Origin of the sequence: Agrococcus sp. SCSIO52902 (assembly GCF_022983135.1) — a bacterium.
Classification (GTDB): Bacteria; Actinomycetota; Actinomycetes; order Actinomycetales; family Microbacteriaceae; genus Agrococcus; species Agrococcus sediminis.
In genome coordinates this window covers 308357-325952 of sequence record NZ_CP095269.1, presented here as the reverse complement: position 1 = coordinate 325952, position 17596 = coordinate 308357, and the positions used below count along the sequence as shown (strand labels likewise).

At 74.1% G+C, this 17596-nt stretch carries 16 protein-coding genes and 1 tRNA gene; 13 read left to right on the top strand and 4 right to left on the bottom strand.

The window, feature by feature from the left end; genetic code table 11:
• Nucleotides 1-8: 8 nt before the first annotated feature.
• The gene (locus tag MU522_RS01630; protein WP_246992008.1) at nucleotides 9-611 is read right to left on the bottom strand and encodes a hypothetical protein; all 603 of its coding nucleotides are present in this window, start codon (nucleotides 609-611) and stop codon (nucleotides 9-11) included.
• 69 nt (nucleotides 612-680) lie between these two features.
• On the opposite strand from MU522_RS01630, the gene MU522_RS01625 reads away from it, so the two are divergent.
• The 7 genes from MU522_RS01625 to MU522_RS01595 all read left to right on the top strand — a co-directional run bounded on the left by MU522_RS01625 (nucleotide 681) and on the right by MU522_RS01595 (nucleotide 7326).
• Nucleotides 681-751, top strand: a tRNA-Gln gene (locus MU522_RS01625).
• Nucleotides 752-851: 100 nt separating this feature from the next.
• Nucleotides 852-1775: a glycosyltransferase family 2 protein gene (locus MU522_RS01620; RefSeq protein WP_146357969.1), complete on the top strand. Its 924-nt coding sequence runs from the start codon at nucleotides 852-854 to the stop codon at nucleotides 1773-1775.
• 36 nt (nucleotides 1776-1811) lie between these two features.
• Nucleotides 1812-3242: a bifunctional UDP-N-acetylglucosamine diphosphorylase/glucosamine-1-phosphate N-acetyltransferase GlmU gene (gene glmU / locus MU522_RS01615; protein WP_281440012.1), complete on the top strand. Its 1431-nt coding sequence runs from the start codon at nucleotides 1812-1814 to the stop codon at nucleotides 3240-3242.
• Between the two features lie 11 nt (nucleotides 3243-3253).
• Nucleotides 3254-4231, top strand: a complete 978-nt coding sequence (locus MU522_RS01610) for a ribose-phosphate diphosphokinase (protein ID WP_128189261.1) — start codon at nucleotides 3254-3256, stop codon at nucleotides 4229-4231.
• Nucleotides 4232-4250: 19 nt separating this feature from the next.
• A complete protein-coding gene (locus MU522_RS01605; protein WP_246992006.1) occupies nucleotides 4251-4757 on the top strand; it encodes a hypothetical protein in 507 nt (168 codons plus the stop codon).
• Nucleotides 4744-5877 carry a methyltransferase domain-containing protein gene (locus tag MU522_RS01600; RefSeq protein ID WP_246992004.1) on the top strand — a complete coding sequence of 378 codons (1134 nt, stop codon included), beginning with the start codon at nucleotides 4744-4746 and terminating at the stop codon, nucleotides 5875-5877. The genes MU522_RS01605 and MU522_RS01600 overlap by 14 nt, the downstream gene beginning before the upstream one ends.
• Nucleotides 5878-6039: 162 nt before the next feature.
• Nucleotides 6040-7326 carry an APC family permease gene (locus MU522_RS01595; RefSeq protein ID WP_246992002.1) on the top strand — a complete coding sequence of 429 codons (1287 nt, stop codon included), beginning with the start codon at nucleotides 6040-6042 and terminating at the stop codon, nucleotides 7324-7326.
• 66 nt (nucleotides 7327-7392) lie between these two features.
• On the opposite strand, the gene MU522_RS01590 is transcribed toward MU522_RS01595, so the two are convergent.
• Complete coding sequence (locus tag MU522_RS01590) at nucleotides 7393-8799, bottom strand: cation:dicarboxylase symporter family transporter (RefSeq protein WP_246992000.1); 1407 nt, start codon at nucleotides 8797-8799, stop codon at nucleotides 7393-7395.
• A 166-nt stretch (nucleotides 8800-8965) separates the two neighbouring features.
• On the opposite strand from MU522_RS01590, the gene MU522_RS01585 reads away from it, so the two are divergent.
• Genes MU522_RS01585 through MU522_RS01575 form a run of 3 tightly spaced genes read left to right on the top strand, consistent with a single transcriptional unit; the run spans nucleotide 8966 to nucleotide 12347 of the window.
• Entirely contained in the window at nucleotides 8966-10570 is a 1605-nt protein-coding gene (locus tag MU522_RS01585; protein ID WP_246991997.1) for an ATP-binding protein, read from the top strand.
• Nucleotides 10567-11247, top strand: a complete 681-nt coding sequence (locus MU522_RS01580; RefSeq protein WP_246991995.1) for a response regulator — start codon at nucleotides 10567-10569, stop codon at nucleotides 11245-11247. The genes MU522_RS01585 and MU522_RS01580 overlap by 4 nt, the downstream gene beginning before the upstream one ends.
• Nucleotides 11248-11303: 56 nt before the next feature.
• The gene (locus tag MU522_RS01575; RefSeq protein ID WP_246991992.1) at nucleotides 11304-12347 is read left to right on the top strand and encodes a mechanosensitive ion channel domain-containing protein; all 1044 of its coding nucleotides are present in this window, start codon (nucleotides 11304-11306) and stop codon (nucleotides 12345-12347) included.
• On the opposite strand, the gene MU522_RS01570 is transcribed toward MU522_RS01575, so the two are convergent.
• Complete coding sequence (locus MU522_RS01570; protein WP_246991990.1) at nucleotides 12344-12850, bottom strand: Lrp/AsnC family transcriptional regulator; 507 nt, start codon at nucleotides 12848-12850, stop codon at nucleotides 12344-12346. The two genes, MU522_RS01575 and MU522_RS01570, sit on opposite strands and share 4 nt — an antisense overlap.
• Before the next feature lie 109 nt (nucleotides 12851-12959).
• Between MU522_RS01570 and ald the strand changes: the two genes are divergently transcribed.
• The gene (gene ald / locus MU522_RS01565; RefSeq protein WP_246991988.1) at nucleotides 12960-14060 is read left to right on the top strand and encodes an alanine dehydrogenase; all 1101 of its coding nucleotides are present in this window, start codon (nucleotides 12960-12962) and stop codon (nucleotides 14058-14060) included.
• An 84-nt stretch (nucleotides 14061-14144) separates the two neighbouring features.
• On the opposite strand, the gene gndA is transcribed toward ald, so the two are convergent.
• Entirely contained in the window at nucleotides 14145-15587 is a 1443-nt protein-coding gene (gene gndA, locus MU522_RS01560; protein ID WP_246991986.1) for an NADP-dependent phosphogluconate dehydrogenase, read from the bottom strand.
• A gap of 102 nt (nucleotides 15588-15689) precedes the next feature.
• Between gndA and MU522_RS01555 the strand changes: the two genes are divergently transcribed.
• Both MU522_RS01555 and MU522_RS01550 read left to right on the top strand, forming a co-directional pair.
• Entirely contained in the window at nucleotides 15690-16580 is an 891-nt protein-coding gene (locus MU522_RS01555) for an SMP-30/gluconolactonase/LRE family protein (protein ID WP_246991984.1), read from the top strand.
• Nucleotides 16581-16629: 49 nt separating this feature from the next.
• Entirely contained in the window at nucleotides 16630-17583 is a 954-nt protein-coding gene (locus MU522_RS01550) for a TIGR03557 family F420-dependent LLM class oxidoreductase (protein ID WP_246991982.1), read from the top strand.
• Nucleotides 17584-17596: the final 13 nt, after the last annotated feature.

Genomic DNA, 17596 nt, shown 5'->3' with positions numbered 1-17596 from the left:
GGGCTGCGTCAGCCCCAGTAGGTGGGCAGCAGCAGCACGACGGCCATCACCGCGACGGAGACGACGATCGCGACGACCACGGCGAGGCCCGGGCGGAGCGCGTACCAGGGGAGCCCGTGCGGCAGAGCGCCCGCGCGCCGAGCCTCGGCGAAGGTCACGAACGGCACCCCGAGCGCAGCGCCGAAGCGCTCCGGAGCCATCGGGTCGAGCCCCTGGGACGAGGCGTCGCCGAGCAGCGCGCCGTCGTGGCCGACGAGCCACCAGTGCTCGTGCGGCCGGGTGATGGGGATGCCGCGCGACTGCGCGCCCGCGTGGAGCATGACGACGACGCCGCCCAGGTCGGCGACGCGCACGCTGCGGGAGGCGTCGCGACCGAAGCGGAAGCGCCCCTCGGGGCTCGGCGCGTCGAGCTCCCACCGCATGCGGCGGATGCGCCGCTCGCCGAGGATCGTCATGGCGAAGGTCGCGATCGCGAGCGCCGTCCAGCCGGGCCCGACGAACGCGAGCGCGACGAAGATCAGCATCCCGAACCACGACAGGCCGCGCGAGAACCCCGAGACGAAGCGCCGCGCGGGATCGGCCTCGGCGACGAGCATGGGCGGCATGGTCATGGTGCGCCCAGCGTGCCACGCCGCCGCCGCGCGTCCGCCCGGGGCGCGCCAGTACCCTGGACGGTGCCGTCCGCCATGGTGTAACGGCAGCACAGCGGCCTTTGGAGCCGTTTGTCCAGGTTCGAATCCTGGTGGCGGAGCGAACGACACCGATGTGTCGTTCGCGACGCCGCCAGTCGCGACCGGAGGGAGCGAGGGCGGAGCGAGCGACACTGCAGGCGGTGCGCCAGGATGGACGGCATGCCATCGACCCCCGCCGACGTCGTCGCCGTCGCCGTCACGTACCGGCCCGACGAGGCCGCGATCGGCGAGGTGCTGGGGCGCGCCGCAGCGCAGGTGCGCGCGCTGGTCGTGCTCGACAACGCGACGCCCGACGCCGACGGCGCGCACTGGACCGAGCGCATCCGACTGCCCGACGGCGTCGACGTCGAGCGCAGCGCGACGAACGCCGGGCTCGGCGCCGCCTACAACCGCGCCGCCGCGATCGCCGGCGAGCGCGGCGCCCGCTTCGTGCTGCTGCTCGACCAGGACTCGCTCCTCGAGCCCGGCTGCGTCGACGCGCTGCTGCGCCATGCCGACCTGCGCGCCGCCCGCGGGCCGCTCGGCGCGGTCGGCCCGACCTTCGTCGACGCCCGCTCGGGCGAGACGGCGCCGTTCGTGCGCTTCGGGTTCCCGCTCAACCGCAAGTTCGACGCGCCCGCGGGCGGCGACGTCGACGTCGACTTCCTCATCTCCTCCGGCTCCCTCATCCCGCTCGAGGCGCTCGACGCCGCCGGTCCGTTCGACGAGGGCCTCTTCATCGACAGCGTCGACATGGAGTGGTGCTTCCGCGCCAAGCGCGCCGGGCTGCAGCTCGTCGGGGTGGCGGATGCGCGCATGCTGCACACGATCGGCGACGAGCTGGTCGAGCTGCCGGGCGGGGCGACGATGTTCGTGCACTCGCCGCTGCGGCTCTACATGATGACCCGCAACCGCGTCGCGCTCTGGCGCAGGCGCGGCACCCCCGGCATCTGGACGGCGCAGGACGTGCCCAGGATGCTCCTCAAGCTCGCCCGCATGACCGCCTTCGCCGCCCCGCGCATCCCCAACGCCCGCGCGATGCTGCGCGGCGCCCGCGACGGGTGGCGCGGTCGCCAGGGGCCGCCGCCCGCCGCGCGCCGATAGCCTGGGGCCGAACCGCAAGTCCCGATCGGAGAGACCGTGCCCCAGGTAGCCGTGATCGTCCTCGCCGCAGGCGCAGGCACCCGCATGAAGAGCCGCACGCCGAAGCCGCTCCACCCGCTCGCGGGCAAGCCGCTCATCGCGCACGTGCTGCGCACCGCGGGCGAGCTGCACCCCGAGAGCATCGTCGCCGTCGTGCGCCACGAGCGCGACAGGATGGCCGAGGCGGTGCTCGAGTTCGCTCCGCACGTGCGGATCGCCGACCAGGACGATGTGCCCGGCACGGGCCGCGCCGTCGAGCTCGGGCTCGAGGCGATCGCGGGCTTCGAGGGCCACGTCGTGGTGCTCTCGGGCGACGTGCCGCTCATCGACGCCGACACCCTCCGCGGGCTGGTCGAGCGCCACGAGCGCGAGGGCAACCAGCTCACGCTGCTGTCGGCGCACCTCGGCGACCCGACCGGCCTCGGCCGCATCGTGCGCGACGAGGCCGGCGCCTTCGTGCGCATCGTCGAGCAGAAGGACGCGAGCGACGCGGAGCGCGCCATCGACGAGGTCAACGGCGGCATCTACGTCTTCGACGCGGCGGCGCTGCGCGCGGCGCTCGCGACCATCGACCGCGCCAACGCGCAGGGCGAGATGTACCTGACGGATGCCGCGGTGCGGATCCAGGCCGCCGGCGGCCGGATCCAGGCCGTGCCGGCCGCCGACCACTGGGCGATCTGGGGCATCAACGACCGCATCCAGCTCGCCGCGGCGGCGCACGAGCTGAACGACCGCATCATCCGCCGCTGGCAGGCCGAGGGCGTGACGGTCGTCGACCCGGCCTCCACCTGGATCGACATCGACGTGACGCTCGCCGAGGACGTCACGATCCTGCCCGGCTCGCAGCTGCACGGCGCGACCGCCGTCGCCGCCGGCGCGATCATCGGCCCGGACACCACGCTCGTCGACACCGAGGTGGGGGAGGACGCGGTCGTGAAGCGCACCGACGCGACCCTGTCGGTGATCGGCGCCCGCGCATCCGTCGGGCCCTGGGCGTACCTGCGCCCCAACTCCGTCATCGGCGAGGGCGGCAAGGTCGGCACGTTCGTCGAGACGAAGAACTCGCAGATCGGCGCCGGCAGCAAGGTGCCGCACCTGTCGTACATCGGCGACGCGACGATCGGCGACGGGGTCAACGTCGGCGGCGGCGCGATCACCGCCAACTACGACGGCGAGCGCAAGCACCGCACGACGATCGACGACCAGGTGCAGACGGGCGTCCACAACAGCTTCGTGGCGCCGGTTAGGATTGGCGCTGGTGCGAAGACCGGCGCAGGTGCCGTGATCCGCAAGGACGTCGAGCCCGGCGCGCTCGCGATCTCGGTCGCACCGCAGCGCAACATGGCGGGCTGGGTCCAGGCGAACCGTCCCGGATCGAAGGCAGCTGACGCGGCAGCGGCGGCGAGCACGGAAGCACCTGAGGCCTAGGAGGCACCCGAGTGGGATCGATCGTCGCGAAGAACCGCAAGCACCTCGTGCTCGCGACCGGCAGGTCGCACCCCGAGCTGGCGAGGGCGGTGGCCCGCGAGATCGGCACCGAGCTCATGGACGTCGACAGCCGCACCTTCGCGAACGGCGAGATCTACGCCCGCTTCGAGGGCTCGGTGCGCGGCTCCGACGCGTTCATCCTGCAGTCGTACGGCCGGCCCGTGAACGAGTGGCTCATGGAGCAGCTCATCATGGTCGACGCGCTCAAGCGCGCCTCGGCGAAGCGCATCACGGTCGTCATGCCGTACTACCCGTACTCGCGCCAGGACAAGAAGGGCCGCGGCCGCGAGCCCATCTCCGCGCGCCTCATCGCCGACCTCTTCAAGACCGCCGGTGCCGACCGCATCATGTCGATCGACATCCACGCGTCGCAGATCCAGGGCTTCTTCGACGGCCCCTTCGACCACCTGTTCGCGATGCCGGTGCTGCTCGAGCACTTCCAGCACACGATCGACCCCGAGACGCTCACGGTCGTCTCGCCCGACATGGGCCGCGTGCGCGTCGCCGACGTCTGGAGCGACAAGCTGGGCGTGCCGCTCGCGATCATCCACAAGCGCCGCGACCCGCTCGTGCCGAACCAGGTGTCGGTGCACGAGATCGTCGGCACGGTCGAGGGGCGCGTGTGCCTCCTCGTCGATGACATGATCGACACCGGCCGCACCATCGTGAAGGCCGCCGAGGCGCTGAAGAAGAACGGCGCGACGGGGGTCGTGGTGGCGGCGACGCACGCGATCTTCTCCGACCCCGCGCCCGAGATCCTCAACTCCGACTTCATCGACAAGGTGGTCGTCACCGACACCCTGCCGCTGCGCGACGAGCAGCGCTTCGAGAAGCTGCAGGTGCTCTCGATCGCGCCGCTGCTCGCGCGGGCCATCACCGAGGTCTTCGAGGACGGCTCGGTCACGAGCCTGTTCGACGGCGCCGCCTAGCCCATCTCCGGAGGCTCGCATGCCCATCCCGCCATGGCTGGCTCTCGTGCTGCGGGAGGCCCCGCACCTCGCCAAGCAGTACGGCCCCGCCGCGCTCGCATGGGCGCGCCAGCACCCGGAGCTCGTGCGCGACCTCGTCGCCCAGGCGCGCACCCGGCCGCGGCAGGACGATGAGCGCACGGACGCGGCCGCGTCCGCACCGACGGAGGCGCCGAGCGGCGCCGCCCGGGTCGACGATGGGGGAGCCGCCGACGTCGGTGCCACCATCGCGACCCTCCGCGAGCACGTCGCCTACCTGCACGCGAGCGCCGACGACGCCGCCGAGCGCCGGCGCGCGGAGGCGTGGGACGCGAAGCTCGATCGCCTCGAGCGCGTGCATGCGCTCGTTGGGGCCGGCGGGTCGGCCACGGAGCGCCGCCAGCTCGAGTCGCACGTCGAGCGGCTGCGCGCCGAGGTCGTCGCCGCGTTCCTCGTCGAGCGCATCGAGGACGCGGGAGGGCCGTCGCCGAGCGATGCCGACCACTGAGCCCGTCTCGGTCGCGCTCGACTGCGCCTACTTCGACGCCGGGCGCTGCCGCTCCTGCACCCTGCTGCCGACGCCGTACGAGCGCCAGCTGGCCGACCAGCAGGCGCGCATCGAAGCGATGCTGCCGCCGATGGCGTGGGATGCGCCGCACGCCAGTGCCGTCGGCGGGTTCCGGAACAAGGCCAAGATGGCGGTCGCCGGCACCGTCGACGCCCCGACGATCGGCATCCTCGCCGCCGACGGCACCGGCATCGACCTGCAGGCGTGCCCGCTCCACGAGCGGCCCATCGTGGCCGCGATGCCGCTCCTCGAGCAGCTCGTGCGCGAGGCGCGGCTGACGCCCTACGACGTGCCGAGTCGGCGCGGCGAGCTCAAGCACCTCATCCTCACCGCCTCGCCCGACGGCGAGCTCGCGCTGCGGCTCGTGCTGCGCTCGAGCGAGGCGGTGCCGCGCATCCGCAAGCACCTGCCGCTGCTCGCGGCCCTGCCGCTCGCGAGCGTCTCGGTCAACCTGCAGCCCGAGCACAAGGCGGTGCTCGAGGGCGACGAGGAGCTGCTGCTCGCCGGCGACGGCGTGCTGCGCATGCGCGTCAACGACGTGCCGCTGCGGCTGCGGCCGCGCAGCTTCTTCCAGACCAACACGGCGGTCGCGGCGGCGCTCTACCGGCAGGCGACGGCGTGGATCGACGAGGCCGACCCCGCGAGCGTGCTCGACCTCTACTGCGGGGTGGGCGGATTCGCGCTGCACGCGGCGCGGCCCGGCCGGCGGGTCGCGGGCGTCGAGGTGACGGCCGAGGCGATCGACGCCGCTCGCGAGAGCGCGCTCGAGCTCGGCGCGGATGCGACGTTCACCGTCGGCGACGCCGGCTCGGTCGACCTCGAGGGAGCGGGGGCGCCGGAGCTCGTGGTCGTGAACCCGCCGCGGCGCGGCATCGGCGAGCTCGCCGAGCGGCTCGAGGCGAGCGCGGTGCGCCGCGTCGTCTACTCGAGCTGCAACCCGGTGACGCTCGCGCGCGACCTGCAGGCGATGCCGAGCCTCGTGCCGCTCCGCGGCCGCGTGTTCGACATGTTCCCGCACACCGGCCACGCCGAGGTGCTGGTCGAGCTCGTCCGCGGCTGACCGACCCGCCCGCCGCGCGCACAACGCAAGCCCGCGCCGCGCGTTCCGCCCCCGATCGGCGACGCATCCGGGATCCGCCGCGGTCCCGTCGGCGCGGGCTTGCGTTGTGCTGGAGCCCGGCGGCGGCACCGGCCGTTCACCCGCGCCGCATAGGTTGGGCGGGTGACGGCTCTGCAGCGCCGCGTCGGCATCCCCGGCGCGATCATGATCGGTCTCGGCTCGATGGTCGGCGCCGGGCTCTTCTTCGTCTGGGTGCCCGCGTCGCAGCTCGCCGGGCCGTGGCTGTGGGCGGCGCTGCTGCTCGCCGCGACGGTCGCGACGCTCAACGCCATGTCGACGGCGCAGCTCGCGATGCGGCACCCGGTCTCGGGCGGCGCGTACGCCTACGGGCGCGCCGAGGTGTCGCCCGCGGTCGGCTTCGCCGCCGGCTGGATGTTCCTCACCGGCAAGACCGCCTCCGCGGGCGCGATCGCCCTCATCGCCGCCCGGCACGTGTGGCCGGAGGGCGCGCCGTGGCTCGCCGCCGCGCTCATCGTCGGCCTCGCGCTCGTCAACATGGCGGGCATCCGCTCCACCGTGCGCGTCACGACCGCGATCGTGAGCGTCGTGCTCCTGCTCGTGACGGCGGCGCTCGTGTGGTCGGCGCTCGGCATGCCCACCGCAACCGAGGCGGGCATCGGCACGGTCGCGCCGGTGGAGGCCAACCGCGTCGACGGGGCGCTGAGCGGCCCGCTCGGCATCCTGCCGGCGGCCGGGCTGCTGTTCTTCGCGTTCGCCGGCTACGCCCGCATGGCGACGCTCGGCGAGGAGGTGCGCGACCCGGTGCGCACGCTGCCGCGCGCGATCGGCACGGGGCTCGCGATCGTGCTCGTGCTCTACGGCCTCGTCGCATGGGCGACGACGACGCGGCTGGGGGATGCGCTCGCGTCGTCGGCGACGCCGGTGGCCGATCTCGTCGGCGCGGGATGGCTGCACGTGGGGCTGCTCGCCGCGGCGGCGCTCGCGAGCGTCGGGAGCCTCACCGGCATCCTCGCGGGCCTGTCGCGCACGGGGCTCGCGATGGCCCGCAACCGCGACCTGCCGGGCCCGCTGTCGACGATCTGGGCGGTGACGAAGGCGCCGACGGTCGCCGAGGCGACGACGGCCGCGGTGGCGGCCGCGGCGGTGCTGCTGCTGCCGGTCGGGCAGCTGGTCGCCTTCTCCTCGACGTGCGTCCTCACCTACTACGCGGTCGCCCATCTGAGCGCGATGCGCGGCGCCGGGCGGCCGGCGGCGGCGTCGGCCGACCCGGATGCGCGCCCGGTGCCGTGGTGGCTGCCCCGTTGGGTGCCGGTCGTCGGCATCGCGCTCTGCGCCGTGCTCGTGCTGACGCTGCCGTGGCAGGGGGTCGTCGCCGCGGCCGCGTGGCTGGGGCTCGGACTGGCCGTGCGGGCGGTCGCGCGACGCTGAGCGCGGCAGGGCCCGCACAGGCGGACGGGCCCGCACGCCGCAGCGCGGCGCACGGGCCCGTCGTGGTCAGCGAGCGCTCGGCTCGAGCTCGCGCTCGTCGTCCGGGGCCGCCTGCGCGCGCTGCTCGACGGGCTCTGCGTCGGCCTCGGCGTCCGCGCCGTGGTCGTCGGCGAGCATCGTGCGCTCGTCGAAGGGCCGCTCGCCCGCGAGCACGCCGCGCACCTGCTCCATGTCGATCTGCTTCGTCCACGTGCCGATCAGGAGCGTCGCCACGGCGTTGCCGGTGAAGTTCGTCAGCGCGCGCGCCTCCGACATGAAGCGGTCGATGCCGACGATGACGCCCACGCCGTCGACGAGGTCGGGGCGGTACGTCTGCAGGCCGCCCGCGAGCGTCGCGAGGCCGGCGCCCGTGACGCCGGCGGCGCCCTTCGAGGCGATGATCATGAAGACCAGCAGGCCGATCTGCTCGGGGATCGACATCGGCATGCCCATCGCGGTCGAGATGAACAGCGACGCCATCGTCAGGTAGATCGCGGTGCCGTCGAGGTTGAACGAGTAGCCCGTCGGCACGGTGATGCCGACGACCGGCTTCGAGACGCCCGCGTGCTCCATCTTGGCGATGAGGCGGGGCAGCGCCGACTCGGAGGATGACGTGCCGACGATCAGCAGGTACTCGCGGCCGAGGTACTTCATGAGCGTGAAGATGTTGACGCCGGTGACGAGCTTCAGCAGCGTGCCGAGCACGACGACGATGAAGACGATGCAGGTGAGGTAGAAGCCGAGCATGAGCGTCGCGAGGGCGACGACCGCGCCCCAGCCGGTGGAGCCGACCACGCCGGCGATCGCGCCGAAGGCGCCGATGGGGGCGACCCACAGGATCATCGTCAGCACGCGGAACACGAGCGCCTGCAGGTGCTTCACCACGGTGAGGATCGGCTTGCCGCGCTCGCCCATCGCCTGCACCGCGAAGCCCACCAGCAGCGCGACGAACAGCGTCTGCAGCACCGACTCGCCCGTCAGCGGGGAGAACAGCGTCGTGGGGATGATGCCGAGCAGGAAGTCGGTCGTGGTCTCGGCCTCGCCGGAGGCCTCGTAGGTGGCGCCGGCGATGTTGAGGCCCTCGCCCGGGTGCACGAAGTTGCCGACGACCAGGCCGATGGCGAGCGCGAAGGTCGACATCGCCAGGAAGTAGATCAGCGCGAGCCCGCCGACCTTGCCGACCGTCGCGGCCTTCGCGATCGAGCCGATGCCGACGACGATCGTGCAGAAGATGACGGGCGCGATCATCATCTTGATGAGCGCGACGAAGCCCTTGCCGATGGGGGCGAGCGCCTCGCCCGTGGTGGGGGAGACGAGCCCGACGATCACGCCGAGCACGACGGCGACGATCACCGAGATGTACAGCCAGTGGGTCTTGTCGATCCGCCGCAGCCTCGAGAGCCTCGGTCGGTCGGTGCTGGGCGTCGTTGCCATGCTGTGCTCCTCGCATCGGGCACCGCCACTGCGCGGTGCTCTCGAGTGGCCAGCCTGCGGGCGCGGCTCGGCGCGAGGCCCGTTTCGTGCATAGTGTTCTCAGCGCGAACGCGGAGGGGGCCCGGCGATGCGGCGATGGTGGCGGTCCGCGAGCATCGCCACGCGCGTGTTCGTGCAGACCGCGGCGCTGCTCGTGGCAGCCGCGCTCGCGGCGTTCGGGCTGCTCGCGCTCGACGCGCAGCAGGCGCACGAGCGCGAGGCGGCGCTCGCGAGCCAGGAGCTCGCGCTCGCGATGGCGGCGACGCCCACGGTGCGCGCGGCGGTGGCCGAGGCGCACGAGCGCTACGACGCCGACCCGGCGGGCGCGGTCGCAGGCGCGACGGATGCGCTGCAGTCGTACGTCGAGGACGTCCGGCAGGCGACGCGGCTCGACTTCGTCACCGTCATGCATCCGGACGGCACGCGCTACACGCATCCGGATCCCGACGAGATCGGCCGCACCTTCCTCGGCTCGACGGCGCCCGCGCTCGCGGGAGGGACCTTCACCGAGGTGTTCGCGGGCACGCTCGGGCCCTCGGTGCGCGCGGTCACGCCGGTGCTGGACGGCGACCGCGTCGTCGGCCTCGTCGCGGCCGGCGTCACGATCGAGCGCGTCGGCTCGCTCGTCGTCGAGCGGCTGCTCGCGGTGGGCCTGCTGCTCGTCGGCGCGCTCGCGGTGGCGGCGCTCGGCGCGTGGCTGCTCGCCCGCCGCCTCGACCGCGCCACGGGCGGCCGGCGCCCCGAGGAGCTCGCGCGGCTCTTCGCCGCGCACGAGGCGGCGCTGCACTCGGTGGAGGACGGCCTGGTGCTCGTCGAGGACGGCACCGTCGTGCTCGCGAACGACCGCGCCCGGGCGCTGCTGGGGCTCGGGGAGCGAGCGCTGCCGATCGGGGCGGATGCGCCGCTGCCGGCGGGCGTGCGCGACGCGCTGGCCGCGCACGGGCAGGTGCGGGTCGGCGACCGGTGGCTGCTCGTGGAGCGGCAGGCGACCGATCGCGCGGGCGCGACCACGCTCACGATCCGCGACCGCACCGAGCTGCGGCGCATGACGGGCGAGCTCGACGCGGTGCGCACGCTCGCGAGCGCCCTGCGGGCGCAGACGCACGAGTTCGGCAATCGCATGCACACCGTCGCGACCCTCATCGAGCTCGACGAGCCGCAGCGGGCGCTCGAGGTCGCGACCGCCGGCCGCGACCTCGGGCAGCGGCTCGCCGACCGGGTCGTCGGCGACGACGAGGAGCCGGTGATCGCCGCGCTGCTGCTCGGCAAGGCGGCGCAGGCGCACGAGCGCGGCGTCGAGCTGCACGTCGAGACGCACCTCGCGCCCGGCACGCACGGGATCGACCCGGTCGACTTCGTCACGGTGCTCGGCAACCTCGTCGACAACGCGATCGACGCGGCCGCCGAGCGCGCCGGCCGCCTCATCGGCACGGGCGCGCGCGCCGACGCGTGGGTCGAGGTCTACCTCGACGAGGACGACGGGGCGATCGTGGTGCAGGTGAGCGACAGCGGCGACGGCGTGCCCGAGGCGCGGCGCGAGCAGGCGTTCGCGCCGGGCTGGTCGACGAAGGAGCCGGGCCCGCACGGGCGCGGCTTCGGGCTCGGCATCGTGCGCGAGACGGTCGAGCGACTGGGCGGCAGCGTCGAGATCGGGCAGCCCGGCGGCGCGGATGCGCGGCACGCGGGCGCGGTGGTCACGGTGCTGCTGCCGAGGCCGGGGGCCGCCTCGTGATCCGGGTGCTCGTCGTCGAGGACGAGCGCGGCACCGCTGCCGCGCACGTCGCCTACGTGCGGCGATGCCCGGGCTTCGAGGTCGCCGCCGTCGCCCACACGGCCGCGGCGGCGATGGCGGCGATGCGCGACGCGGCCGCGAGCGGCGTGCCGATGCAGCTCGTGCTGCTCGACATGCAGCTGCCCGACGGGCACGGGCTCGAGGTGTGCCGGCGGATGCGCGCCGAGGGCCACCTGGTCGACGTCATCGCCGTGACGGCCGAGCGGGGGCTCGAGACGGTGCGCGACGCGATCGCGGTCGGCGTGGTGCAGTACCTCATCAAGCCCTTCGCGTTCGCGGCGCTCGCCGAGCGGCTCGAGCGCTACCGCGAGTACCACGAGCGGCTCGACGGCGCGGGCCGGCTGACGCAGCAGGAGGTCGACCAGGCGATCGCGGCGCTGCGCACCACGAACGCGCCCGGTCTCGCGAAGGGCCTGAGCGCCGAGACGCTCGAGGCGGTCGCGGCGCTCCTCGCCGATGGCACCGCGCGCTCCGCGGCCGAGGTCGCCTCCGAGGTCGGGCTCTCGCGCGTCACGGCGCGCCGCTACCTCGAGCACCTCGCGGCGACCGGCGACGTCGAGCGCAGCCCGCGCTACGGCGCGCGCGGCCGGCCCGAGCTCGAGTACTCCCGGGGCTGACCAGGGCCGCCGGGCGGCTGCGATAGCGTGGCCCGCTCCCGAGCGAGAGGAGCCCCGTGCCCGTGATCGACGTCCTCGCCCTGCTGGGCATCTCCATCGGCGTCGCCGTCGCCGCAGCCGTCGCGGCGAGCCTCGTGCTCGTCGCCGGCGCCGCCGCCGCGACGCGCTCCCGCAGCCGCATCGCCGCGGTGCGACGGCCGCTGCGCTGGCCGGTCGCGGTGCTCGCGCTGCTCGTCGCGTTCAGCCTCGCGTCGTCGGCGACGGGCCTGCAGCGCGCGATGGGCGAGGGCGGGCCGCTGCTCGCGCACGCCCTGCTCATCCTCGCGATCGTCGCGGGCGCCTGGCTGCTCGTGCGGCTCCTGCGGGTCGCGGGCGACGCCGTGCTCGCGCGGTACGGGGTCGCGCACGGCGATCGCCGCGCCGGCAAGGTGCGCACGCAGGTCGAGATCCTCCGGCGCGTGCTCGCGGTGGTCGTGGTCGTCATCGCGTGCGGCGCGGTGCTGTTCACCTTCGAGGCGGCGCGGGTGGCGGGCACGAGCCTGCTCGCCTCGGCCGGGGTCGCGTCGCTCGTGGCGGGCCTCGCGGCGCAGTCGGTGCTCGGCAACGTGTTCGCCGGCATCCAGCTCGTCGCCTCCGACGCGATCCGCGTCGACGACGTCGTCGTGGTCGAGGGGGAGTGGGGCACGATCGAGGAGATCACGCTCACCTACGTCGTGGTGCGCATCTGGGACGACCGCCGCCTCGTGCTGCCCTCGACGCACTTCACGACCACGCCCTTCGAGAACTGGACCCGCACCTCGAGCGAGGTCATGGGCGCCGTCGAGCTCGACGTCGACTGGAGCGTGCCGGTCGACGGCATGCGCCACGAGCTCGCGCGCATCCTCGACGGCCATCCGCACTGGGACGGCCGCGACAGCGTGCTGCAGGTGACGGATGCGGTGGGCGGCGTCGTGCGGGTGCGGGTGCTGGTCACCGCGGCCGACGGCGGCGAGCTCGCGTCGCTGCGGGCCGACGTGCGCGAGCGGCTCGTGGCGTGGCTGCGCGAGCAGCACCCGGACGCGCTGCCGCGCCAGCGCTTCGAGGCCGTGCCGGTGACCTAGGAGAAGGCCGCGGTCGAGACGTTGCGCCGGTACTCGAAGACGATGCTGGTGCGGGTGGATGCGACCGTCGCGTCGGCCGAGAGGTGGTCGACGACGAAGCGGCGCAGCCCCGTCGAGTCGGGCACCGCGACGTGGACGATGAAGTCGTCGTTGCCGCCGAGGAAGAAGACCTGGCTCACCTCGGGGAGCGCCTGCACCCGCTCGGCGAAGTCGGGGATCGTGGCGCGCGCGCCGGCGCGCAGCGTGACGTGCACGAGCGCCTGCAGCCCGCGGCCGAGCCGCTCCTGCCGCACGACCGCCTCGTAGCCGGCGATCACCCCGCGCTCCTCGAGGCGTCGCACACGCGCGTGCGCGGTCGACTCCGCGATGCCGACGGCGCGCGCGAGCTCGCGGTTCGTGGTGCGCGCGTCGGTCCGCAGCGCGGCGACGAGCTCATGGTCGACCGGGTCGAGCCCGTCGGCGGGCTGCGACGGCTTCGGCTCGGGGGGCGTTGCGGGAGTCATGCCTGCATCTTTCCACCAGTTGCGCCGATCCATCGACGAATGCTTCGGCGAGCGCGCCGCATCGCGGGATCCTCTCCCATGATCGATGCAACCAGACGAGAGGTCTCCCATGCGCATCGCCGTCCCGACCGAGATCAAGCCCCACGAGCAGCGGGTCGCCATCACGCCCGCGGGTGTCGACGCGCTCGTGCGCCGCGGCCACGAGGTATGGGTGCAGTCGGGCGCAGGGCTCGGCTCCCGCATCCCCGACGAGGAGTTCGTCGCGGCGGGCGCGCGGCTCGCCGCCGACGCCGACGAGGCGTGGGCCAAGGGCGTCCTGCTGCTCAAGGTCAAGGAGCCGATCGCGCCCGAGTTCGCCCGCATGCGCGAGGGCCAGACCGTCTTCACCTACCTGCACCTCGCGGCAGCCCCCGAGTGCGCGCGTGCGCTGCTCGACGCGGGCACGACCGCGATCGCCTACGAGACGGTGCAGCTGCCCGACGGCTCGCTGCCGCTGCTCGCCCCGATGAGCGAGGTCGCCGGCCGCCTCTCGATCGCGATGGGCGCCTACCACCTCATGGGCCCGGCGGGCGGCCGCGGCACCTTGCTCGGCGGCGTGCCCGGCACGCGCCGCGCGAAGGTGGTCGTGCTCGGCGGCGGCGTCGCGGGCGAGCACGCCGCGCGCAACGCCGTCGGCCTCGGCGCCGACGTGACCGTGATCGACCTGTCGCTGCCGCGCCTGCGGCAGCTCGAGGCCTCGTTCGGCACGAGCATCCAGACCCGTCACTCCTCGCGGCTCGAGATCGCCGAGCAGCTCGCCGACGCCGACCTCGTGATCGGGTCGGTGCTCATCCCGGGCGCCGCCGCGCCGAAGCTCGTCACCGACGACATGGTGCGCGCCATGCGCCCCGGCTCGGTGCTCGTCGACATCGCGATCGACCAGGGCGGCTGCTTCGAGGGCTCGCGCCCGACCACGCACGACGCGCCCACCTTCCCGGTGCACGAGTCGCTCTACTACTGCGTCGCCAACATGCCCGGCGCGGTGCCGGAGACCTCCACCCGAGCGCTGACGAACGCGACCCTGCCGTACGTGCTGCGGCTCGCGGATCTCGGCACGGATGCGGCGCTCGCGCAGGACGCGGCGCTCGCGAAGGGCCTCAACGTGCGCGCGGGCCGCATCGAGCACGCCGGGGTCGCCGAGGCGCTCGGGCTGGAGCTCGCGAGCGCCTGACTCGGACGGCGCTGACGCGCACGACCTGGGCACGGACGACGGAGGGCCGCCCCCGGCAGGGAGCGGCCCTCGGTCGTGCCACGGTCAGTGCGTGTCGACCGCCTCGACCTCGGTGCGGTCGCCCGACCACTGGGTGTGGAAGGTGCCCTCGCGGTCGACCCGGCGGTAGGTGTGCGCGCCGAAGAAGTCGCGCTGTCCCTGCACGAGCGCGGCCGGCAGCCGGTCGGCGCGGAGCCCGTCGTAGTAGGCGAGGCTCGACGAGAAGGCCGGCGACGGGATGCCCGCCTGCGCAGCCGCGACGACCACGCGGCGCCACGCCTCCTGCGTCTCGGCCATCGCGTCGCGGAAGTACGGCGCGAGGATGAGCGCGGGCAGGTCGGGGTCTGCGGCGTAGGCGTCGGTGATGTCGTTGAGGAAGCGGGCGCGGATGATGCAGCCGGCGCGCCAGATGCGGGCGACCTCGCCCTTCCTGATCTCCCAGCCGTGCTCCTCGGCGGCGGCGACGATCTCGTCGAAGCCCTGCGAGTAGGCGACGATCTTCGACGCGAACAGGGCCTTCCGCACGTCCTCGATGAACGCATCCGCGTCGTCGACCTGCCACGCCTCGGCGGGGCCGGGCAGGTCGGAGGCAGCGGCGCGCTGCGCGAGCCGCGAGGAGAGCGAGCGGGCGAAGACGGCCTCGGCGATGCCGGAGACGGGCACGCCGAGGTCGAGGGCGGTCTGCACCGTCCAGGCGCCGGTGCCCTTGGCGCCGGCGGCGTCGAGGATGACGTCCACGAGCGGCTGGCCGGTCGCGGCGTCGACCTGGCGCAGCACCTCGGCGGTGATCTCGATAAGGTACGACTCGAGCTCGCCCCGGTTCCACTCGTCGAAGACGTCGGCGATCTCGGCCGGGGACTTGCCCGTGCCGCGGCGGATGAGGTCGTAGGCCTCGGCGATGAGCTGCATGTCGGCGTACTCGATGCCGTTGTGCACCATCTTCACGAAGTGGCCGGCGCCGTCGGTGCCGACGTGCGTGACGCAGGGCTCGCCCTCGGCGACCGCGGCGATGCCGGTGAGGATCGGGCCGAGCGTCTCGTACGACTCGGCCGTGCCGCCCGGCATGAGCGACGGGCCGTTGAGCGCGCCCTCCTCGCCGCCCGAGATGCCGCAGCCGACGAAGTGGATGCCGGTCTCGCGCACGGCGGCCTCGCGGCGGATGGTGTCGGTGAAGAGCGCGTTGCCGCCGTCGACGATGATGTCGCCCGGCTCGAAGACGCTCACGAGCTCGTCGATGACGGCGTCGGTGGCGCGGCCGGCCTTGACCATGATGATCGCGGTGCGCGGCCGCTGGAGCGAGTCGGCCAGCTCCTGCATCGTGGCGGCCTTCACGAAGCCGGCCTCGGGGTGCGCGGCGATGAGGTCGTCGGTCTTCGCGGTGGTGCGGTTGTAGACGGCGACGGTGTTGCCCTCGCGGCTGGCGAGGTTGCGGGCGAGGTTCGAGCCCATCACGGCGAGGCCGACGACGGCGATGTTGGCTTGGGGCATGGCGGGAGTTCCTCTCGAGGGTCTCGCTCCAGGCTATGCGCTGGCGCATGCGCGGCGCCCCGTGCTCGGCTGACGAGGAGCCGCGCCTGGTTGCATGGCGGCATGGACACACGCGCGCCGCACGACCCGTCCCACCTGCTCGCCCCCGGGGCGCACCTCGAGCGCATGGCCACGGGCGCCTCCTGGAGCGAGGGGCCGCTGTGGCTGCCCGGCGAGCGCGTGCTGCGCTGGAGCGACATCCACGGCGATCGCATCCTCGAGGTCGACGAGGCCGGGCGGATGCGCGAGCACCGCGCCGGGGTGGAGTTCACCAACGGGCGGGCCCTCGGCCTCGGCGGCGTGGTGCAGTGCTCGCACGGCCGCCGCGCCGTCGAGCTCGAGGCCGACGGCGACGTGCGCGTGCTCGTCGACCGCTTCGAGGGGCACCGCCTCAACTCGCCCAACGACGTCGCCGTGCACCCCGACGGCTCCGTCTGGTTCACCGACCCGCCCTACGGCATCGAGAAGCCCGAGGAGGGCCACCCCGGCGAGCTGGAGTACGGCGGATGCTTCGTCTTCCGCTGGAGCGCCGAGGACGGGATCCGCGCGGTGGTCACCGACATGGCCCGGCCCAACGGCATCGCCTTCAGCCCCGACCTCGCGACGCTCTACGTGACGGAGTCGGCGGGGGAGGACGAGACGCCGGAGGCGAGCACGATCCGCGCCTACCGGATCGAGGGCTCCGGCGCCGACGCCCGTGCCGTCGACGGGCGCCGCGTGTTCGCGATGGACGCCGGCACGCCCGACGGCATCGCCGTCGACGCCGAGGGCCGCATCTGGTCGTCGAGCGCCGACGGCGTGCACGTCATCGCACCCGACGGGGAGCGGCTCGCACACGTGCCGGTCCCCGAGACGGTCGCCAACCTCTGCTTCGGCGACGACGGCTGGCTGTGGATCGCCGCGACCACGAGCGTCTACCGCATCCGCACCGCCACGACGGCCGCCGTGCACTGAGCGGCACCGCGCCCACCGCACACCCAGGCGCGGCTCCTCCCGTCGGGGCATGCAGGGATACAAGCTCTTCGCCGAGGACGTCGCCCCGAAGGAGCTGATCCGCCGCGCCGTCGAGGCGGAGCGCGCCGGCTTCGACTTCGTCGAGATCAGCGACCACTTCCACCCCTGGCTGCCCGAGCACCAGCACTCGCCGTTCGCGTGGGCGATCCTGTCGGCGATCGCCGCCAAGACCGACACGCTGCGGCTCGCGACGGGCGTCACGTGCCCGTCGATCCGGTACCACCCGGCGATCATCGCCCAAGCCGCGGCGACGCTGCAGATCATCGCCGACGGCCGCTTCACGCTCGGCATCGGCGCGGGCGAGCGGCTCAGCGAGCGCATCGTCGGGCAGGGCTGGCCCGAGGTGGGCGACCGCCACCGGCGCCTGCGCGAGGCGCTCGAGATCATCCGGCTGCTCTGGTCGGGCGGCACCCACTCCTACCGCGGCGACTTCCTGCAGCTGCAGGACGCGCGCGTCTACGACCTCCCCGACGTGCTGCCCGAGATCGTCGTCGCGGCCGGCGGCCCGCAGTCGGCGGCGCTCGCGGCCGAGCTCGGCGATGGGCTCTTCGCGACCGACCCCGACGCGTCGCTCATCGAGGCGTGGCAGCGCGCGGGCGGCTCCGGCCCGCGCTACGCCGAGGTGCCCACGGCGTTCGCGCCCGACGAGCGCGCCGGCGCCGAGGCCGCCCACGCGCGCTTCCGCTTCGGCCCGCTCGGCTGGAAGGTGCTCGCCGAGCTGCCCGACCCGACGGCGTTCGACCAGGCCACGCAGCACGTGCGGGTCGAGGACATGGCGGATGCGTTCGCATGCGGTCCCGACGTCGAGCGGCACGTCGAGGCGTTCGGCGAGTTCGCCGACGCGGGCTTCGACCACCTGGCCCTCATGGACGGCGGACCCGACCCCGACGCGTTCTTCGCGTTCTTCGCCGACGAGCTCGGGCCGAGGCTCCGCGCCCGCTGACGGGCCCGGCGAG